The sequence below is a fragment of the Flavobacterium reichenbachii genome (assembly GCF_002217435.1).
Classification (GTDB): Bacteria; Bacteroidota; Bacteroidia; order Flavobacteriales; family Flavobacteriaceae; genus Flavobacterium; species Flavobacterium reichenbachii.
Window position 1 is genome coordinate 22,911 of record NZ_MUHF01000040.1, and the last position, 7,083, is coordinate 29,993.

The window sequence follows — 7,083 nt, forward strand, 5'->3', positions numbered from 1 at the left end:
GCGGGACTTTACGCCTTGAAAAACCCAAAATCTTCTGCTCCTGATCAATTGACTGATAATCATTTGAATTTATTTTGTAAGTACAAATATTTGTAGTAATTTTGCAAACCTTTTGGCAAAGAAGAGTTTCCTTTAGGTATCAACTATTTATGTAAAACAACTTCTGTTTTTTCTACTGCTTTATGAAACTCGAGGAAAACAGAATACAAATTTTTTATCAGAGCATGTCTGAACAATTAAAATCACAAGAAGAGTTTTTAGCAAATTTTAACTGGCATAACTTCCAAGAAGGAATTGATGCAGTAGATGAGAAAAACTTACAAGAATTCGAAGAACTAGTATCTAAAACTTTCATCGCTACAGATCAAGAAGAAGTAGTTGAAGGTGTAGTTGTAAGAATTACAGATAGAGACGTTATCGTTGATATCAACGCAAAATCGGAAGGTGTTATTTCTTTAAACGAATTCCGTTACAACCCAAACTTAAAAGTTGGTGACAAAGTAGAAGTATTAATCGACATCCGTGAGGATAAAACAGGTCAATTAGTATTATCTCACAGAAAAGCACGTACTATTAAATCATGGGATAGAGTTATTTCTGCAAACGAAACAGGAGAAATCGTTAATGGTTTTGTAAAATGCAGAACTAAAGGTGGTATGATCGTTGACGTTTTCGGAATTGAAGCTTTCTTACCAGGATCTCAAATTGACGTTAAGCCAATTAGAGACTACGATGTATACGTAAACAAAATGATGGAATTCAAAGTGGTAAAAATTAACCACGAATTCAAAAACGTTGTTGTATCTCACAAAGCTCTTATCGAGGCTGATATTGAAGTACAGAAAAAAGAAATCATCGGTCAATTACAAAAAGGACAAGTATTAGAAGGTGTTGTTAAAAACATTACTTCTTATGGTGTGTTTATTGACTTAGGTGGTGTTGACGGATTAATTCACATTACTGACCTTTCTTGGAGTAGAATCAACCACCCAAGTGAAGTTCTTGAATTAGACCAAAAATTAAACGTTGTAATCCTTGATTTCGATGATGAGAAAACAAGAATTCAATTAGGATTGAAACAATTAAACGCTCACCCATGGGATGCTTTAGATGCTAATTTAACTATTGGTGATAAAGTAAAAGGTAAAGTAGTTGTAATCGCTGATTACGGTGCATTTATCGAAGTTGCTGAAGGTGTTGAAGGTTTAATCCACGTTTCTGAAATGTCATGGTCTACTCATTTACGTTCTGCTCAGGATTTCGTAAAAGTTGGAGATGTTGTTGAAGCTGTGATCTTAACTCTTGATAGAGACGATCGTAAGATGTCATTAGGTATCAAACAATTGACTCAAGATCCATGGACTGACATTACTTCTAAATACCCAGTAGGTTCTAAACATACAGGTATCGTTAGAAACTTTACAAACTTTGGTATTTTCGTAGAATTAGAAGAAGGAATTGATGGATTAATCTACATTTCTGACCTTTCTTGGACTAAGAAAATCAAACACCCATCTGAATTTGTAAATGTTGGTGAAAAACTTGATGTAGTTGTATTAGAATTAGATGTTGAAGGACGTAAATTATCTTTAGGTCACAAACAAACTACTGCTAATCCTTGGGATCAATACGAAGATTCTTTCGCTGTAGGAACTATCCACAATGGTGAAATTTCTGAAATCGTTGACAAAGGAGCTACTGTAGAATTCGGAGATGATATCGTTGCTTTCATTCCTACTCGTCACCTTGAAAAAGAAGACGGAAAGAAATTGAAAAAAGGTGATACTGCTGATTTCAAAGTAATCGAATTTAACAAAGAATTCAAAAGAGTAGTTGCTTCTCACACTGCTATCTTCCGTGAAGAAGAAGAGAAAAACGTGAAAGCTGCAACTGAAAATACTTCATCTAACTCTTCTACAAATGCACCAGCTGCAACTTTAGGAGATAACAATGATGTATTAGCTGCATTGAAAGCTAAAATGGAAAAAACTGAGAAAAAATAATTCTTAGTTTCCTCTAAATAGAAAGTCCCACAGTAATGTGGGACTTTTTTTATGCTTTTTTGTTTCAGGTTTTCCTTGTTTCAGGTTTCAATTTTTTTTGATTATGACCAGTTTTTCAAGCATAGCCCGCGGTTTCAACCGTGGGAGACGATTGGTGATATACATGATGCTCCAGTGGTTAAATCATTGGTTATGTTTATATTATGGAGACGTAGAGGTGCATCAGTGTGTCTTTATTGTTTGGAATTTGGTCCCGAAGCATCGGGATAAAAATTGGAATTTTAAGGAGCTATTTCCTGCTGTCCGCTATATCTTTTCCTGGCTAAAGAAGCCAGAAAAAGGATACCGCTTCCATCAGGGCTAGGGCACTCATTTTCAAAATAAATTTTATGTTATTATTTAACCGCTAATAATTCTGATTCTTCTGGAGTAAAATCGTTTACAATGGCATAAGTTTCAATTTTAGCAATCGCCATTTCATCCAGAATATCTACCAGATTTTTATAATTGCATTTTTTGCTTGGTTTTATAATTACAGTAATTCCTTTTCCGGGTCTGCCACGTGCAGCAGAATATTCTAATACTTCTTTATTTCTGGTGTAAAGTTCCTTTCTAATTCCATTTTCACCATAGATAGTTTCTCTAGGAGGAACTAAAGGTACCTGTAAAAGCCCTGTATAGGATACTAATTTATTATTTTCACCTAATAAGATTGTAACTGATCCATTTTCTCCTCCGCAGCCACCGTGCCATCTGTCTGTGAAATCCCTATCGGGCAAACTTAAATCGATAATTTTTTGTTTCCTCAATTCAACAGTAACCATAAAAAATATAATCAGCAAAAAAGAAACGCTGACCATTGCGGTTAAATCGACTCTTGAACTTAGCTTTTTACTTCTTACTTTTTGAGGTAAATTTTTCATGACTTTAAGTTTAGGTTAATCTGAATTATTTTGAGGCTAATAATTTCGTTTCTTCCGGAGTGAATTCATCTACAATAGCATAAGTTTCAATTTTTGCAATTGTCATTTCATCTAAAATATCCACCAAATTTTTAAAGTTTGATTTTTTGCTTGGTTTTATAATTACAATTGGGCCATTTTTTGGTTTTCCCATTGCTGTTGAATATTCCAGAATTGTTTTCTTTTGACTATAAAGTTCTTTTCGAATTCCGTTTTTCCCATAATTTATCTCTTTAGGATCTTTAAGCGGATCGAATAAAAAACCAGTATATGTAATGATTTTATTATTCTCATCTAATAAAACTGTTATAGTACGCTGATTGGTACCACTACCACATCTGATAACATGACTCCATTCATCGTCGACATATTTTTCTGGCAAACTTAAATCGATAATTTTTTGTTTCCTCAATTCAATAGTAACCATAAAAAATATAATCAACAAAAAAGAAACGCTGACCATTGCGGTTAAATCGACTTTTGTGTTTAATTTTTTACTTCTAATTTTCTTCTTTATTTCCATAACAAGTTATTTTATAATTTTCAAAAAATGGTTTTGTCAGCAAATTTTATGATATCGTATGTTAAATATAATAAATATTTTAGCTGTCTTAAATATTACTTCACTGATTTTTGTTTTATAGATTATGTATAAAATTAATTTAGCAAAATATTTTTATTATATAATTACATTTTTTAACATACTCTTATTTGTTTTTTATTAAATTTACATGTTTGTAAATCAATTGTTTACGATTTATTTATTGGTATTTTAAAAGAATAAGATTAAATATTTTACGAATATTTTTGCTTTATCAATAAACTTCTCTTTTTATAAAAATATATTTCACATACCTCTTTTAATAGTTGATGCTAAATGCATTAAAAATTGTCAATTAGTTTTTTAATTAAAATTGATGATCACTAAATTAAAATAGAGTATTAATATCATAGTTACCAAACATAAATTTGAATCTGTCTTTATCAAATTAACTTCTTAAAAACAATAAACCCATCCTATTGTTTGAATAATGATTTATTAAGTAGATATCAAATTAATTCTCTGCCGCACAATTTTACTTTACTCCGCGGAAATTATTTACTTAAAAGAGTAGATAAAACTACACTATTTCTATTAGCTCAACTAAATGGCTGCATAATCAGATGCAGCGATAATCTAATACACTTTGCGTAAAGATTTGTATAGGAAAATATCCTATTATCTAATCCATTTAAAAAATTTCAACATGAAAAAAAGTATAATATTATTATTACTGCTAGTACCTTTTTTGCAATTGTTTAGTCAGCAAGAATCGCAATATACCCAATATATGTATAACACCATGACAATGAATCCTGCTTACACGGGAACTCGTGATGTGCCAAGTGTCTTTGGTTTATACAGAGCACAATGGATAGGTCTTGATGGTGCGCCAAAAACGGCCAATTTCTCCATAGAGAGTCCTATAACAAAAAATGGTCAAGGTTTGGGACTTTCGATTATTAATGATGAAATCGGTCCATCAACAGAAACAACCCTGGCATTAAACTATTCTTATCCCATTCAGCTTTCGGCTGCCGTCAAATTATCTTTAGGTATCAGTGCATCAGTCGATTTTTTTAAAATTGATTATAGCGAGCTTACTATTTATGACCCTGATGATCCATACTTGAGTGGCGTAATGACTGAAACTTCCCCCAATGTAGGTGCCGGTATTTATCTTTATTCCGATAAGTGGTACTTTGGTTTATCTGTACCCCAATTTCTGGAAACCAAATTTTTTGATGATGTCCAAATCTCTGTAGCCTCTCAACAGATGCATTTTTACGCTATAGGCGGTTATGTATTTAATTTAAATGACAGCACTCAATTTAAGCCGGCAGCAATGATTAAAGTAGTAAAAGGGGCTCCCATCGCTGTAGATCTTTCTGCAAATTTTCTTTTTATTGAAAAACTAACACTTGGAGCGGCTTATAGATGGGACGCTTCTGTTAGCGGTATGGCAGGTTTTCAGATAACTTCAGGCCTAAATATAGGTTATGCATATGATTATGATACCAATAATCTTGGAAATTACAACGCTGGCAGTCATGAGATTTTTCTTCGATTTGATTTATTTACAGCAACAAAATATAGATTGGTAACACCAAGATTTTTCTAATAAAAACAAAAAATCATTGCAATAAAATAGCAGTAACAAAAACTACAAGTTACTGTTTGTTAATTTTTTAGAATAATTCAAGCATAAATTCAAGCATTATTTAATTTAGAATATCTGTGATTTTTGTTCATAGTATTAGTCAATCACTTTAAGGTAATTATTGCCGGGGTGCTGTTTGTAATTGGTTATATAACAGAACGTTATTGGTCAGTAACGGAAATAAAGAATGTCCTAAAATACTAGTTTTAAAACTTCTAGAGGTAGAAAAAAAGCGATATCAGGAGGAAATTTGCATAATAAAACCAAGGATGAATAAATTATTAACATTTAGCATAAATTGTTGATTTCCAGTGTTTAATATTTGGAATTTTCAAGTTGAATGGAATTTATTTATTCTTAAAATAATTAAAAAATAAATGTTATGAAAAATAGATTACTTCCTTTATTTTTTGTTTTAGGTGCTTATTCAGCTTATTCGCAGGTTGGTATTGGAACCTTAACTCCAAATAAATCAGCGCAATTAGAAGTGCTTTCGAGTAATAGGGGTATGTTGGTACCTAGGGTTAGATTAACCAGTACAACATCATACGCACCAATTGACTTGGATCTTAATGCACCCGCGCCTGTTCCTGATTCTCCTACTCGTATCTTAGGTACGGTAAACAGCTTGTTGGTTTATGCAACTGAAACTGTTGGTGATATTAAGCCAGGTTACTATTATTGGTTTAACGATCGATGGAAAAGAATTGCCACTTCTGATGAAATTTCTGGCTCTGGAAGTGCAGAAGGACCTGGAATTCCTGGAACAAAGGGAGATCCTGGATATCCTGGAGAAAATATTTTGATATATAGAGATACAAATACTAATACAGTATATGTTCAAAATGGAGATGGAACATGGACACCAATCAGCGGTGCTAAAGGAGATAAAGGAGATAAAGGAGAAGTTGGTTTAGCCGGCGGAACCGGAGTTCCTGGAGCAAAAGGCCAAGCTGGTTATCCTGGAGAGAATGTTGCAATCTATACAGATACAACAACCAATACAGTATATGTTCAAAATGGAGATGGAACTTGGACACCAATTAACGGTGCTAACGGAGAAGTTGGTTTAGCTGGCGGAACCGGAGTTCCTGGAGCAAAAGGCCAAGCTGGTTATCCTGGAGAGAATGTTACAATCTATACAGATACAACAACCAATACAGTATATGTTCAAAATGGAGATGGAACCTGGACACCAATCAATGGTGTCAAAGGAGATAAAGGAGATAAAGGAGAAGTTGGTTTAGCCGGCGGAACCGGAGTTCCTGGAGCAAAAGGCCAAGCTGGTTATCCTGGAGAGAATGTTACAATCTATACAGATACAACAACCAATACAATATATGTTCAAAATGGAGATGGAACTTGGACACCAATCAATGGTGCCAAAGGAGATAAAGGAGATAAAGGAGAAGTTGGTTTAGCCGGCGGAACCGGAGTTCCTGGAGCAAAAGGCCAAGCTGGTTATCCTGGAGAGAATGTTACAATCTATACAGATACAACAACCAATACAGTATATGTTCAAAATGGAGATGGAACTTGGACACCAATCAACGGTGCTAAAGGAGATAAAGGAGAGGTTGGTTTAGCCGGCGGAACCGGAGTTCCTGGAGCAAAAGGCCAAGCTGGTTATCCTGGAGAGAATGTTGCAATCTATACAGATACAACAACCAATACAGTATATGTACAAAATGGAGATGGAACTTGGACACCAATCAACGGAGCAGATGGTAAATCAGCTTTTGACACTTGGAAAGAACTTCCTGGTAACAACGGAAAAGACGGAGCAGACTTTATAGCAAGCATCACTGGAGCAACCGGAGCTACAGGAGCCGATGGTGAATCTTGGACTTATGATAAATTTACTCAGGAGCAGTTAGACGGACTAAAAGGAGCAACCGGAGCTACAGGAGCCGATGG

General features: G+C 34.0%; 4 protein-coding genes and 1 pseudogene. 3 read left to right on the plus strand and 2 right to left on the minus strand.

What is annotated here, in order from left to right:
* Window positions 1-224 precede the first annotated feature (224 nt).
* Complete coding sequence (rpsA, locus tag B0A68_RS23895; protein WP_041518144.1) at window positions 225-2,003, plus strand: 30S ribosomal protein S1; 1,779 nt, start codon at window positions 225-227, stop codon at window positions 2,001-2,003.
* A gap of 395 nt (window positions 2,004-2,398) precedes the next feature.
* Here rpsA and B0A68_RS23900 read toward each other — a convergent pair whose 3' ends face one another.
* Entirely contained in the window at window positions 2,399-2,926 is a 528-nt protein-coding gene (locus B0A68_RS23900; RefSeq protein WP_089069800.1) for an ExbD/TolR family protein, read from the minus strand.
* A gap of 25 nt (window positions 2,927-2,951) precedes the next feature.
* A complete protein-coding gene (locus B0A68_RS23905; RefSeq protein WP_089069801.1) occupies window positions 2,952-3,488 on the minus strand; it encodes an ExbD/TolR family protein in 537 nt (178 codons plus the stop codon).
* Window positions 3,489-4,212: 724 nt separating this feature from the next.
* Between B0A68_RS23905 and B0A68_RS23910 the strand changes: the two genes are divergently transcribed.
* Entirely contained in the window at window positions 4,213-5,127 is a 915-nt protein-coding gene (locus B0A68_RS23910) for a PorP/SprF family type IX secretion system membrane protein (RefSeq protein WP_207763288.1), read from the plus strand.
* A gap of 421 nt (window positions 5,128-5,548) precedes the next feature.
* Window positions 5,549-7,083 (plus strand): annotated as a pseudogene (locus B0A68_RS23915) (hypothetical protein); the annotation flags it as partial.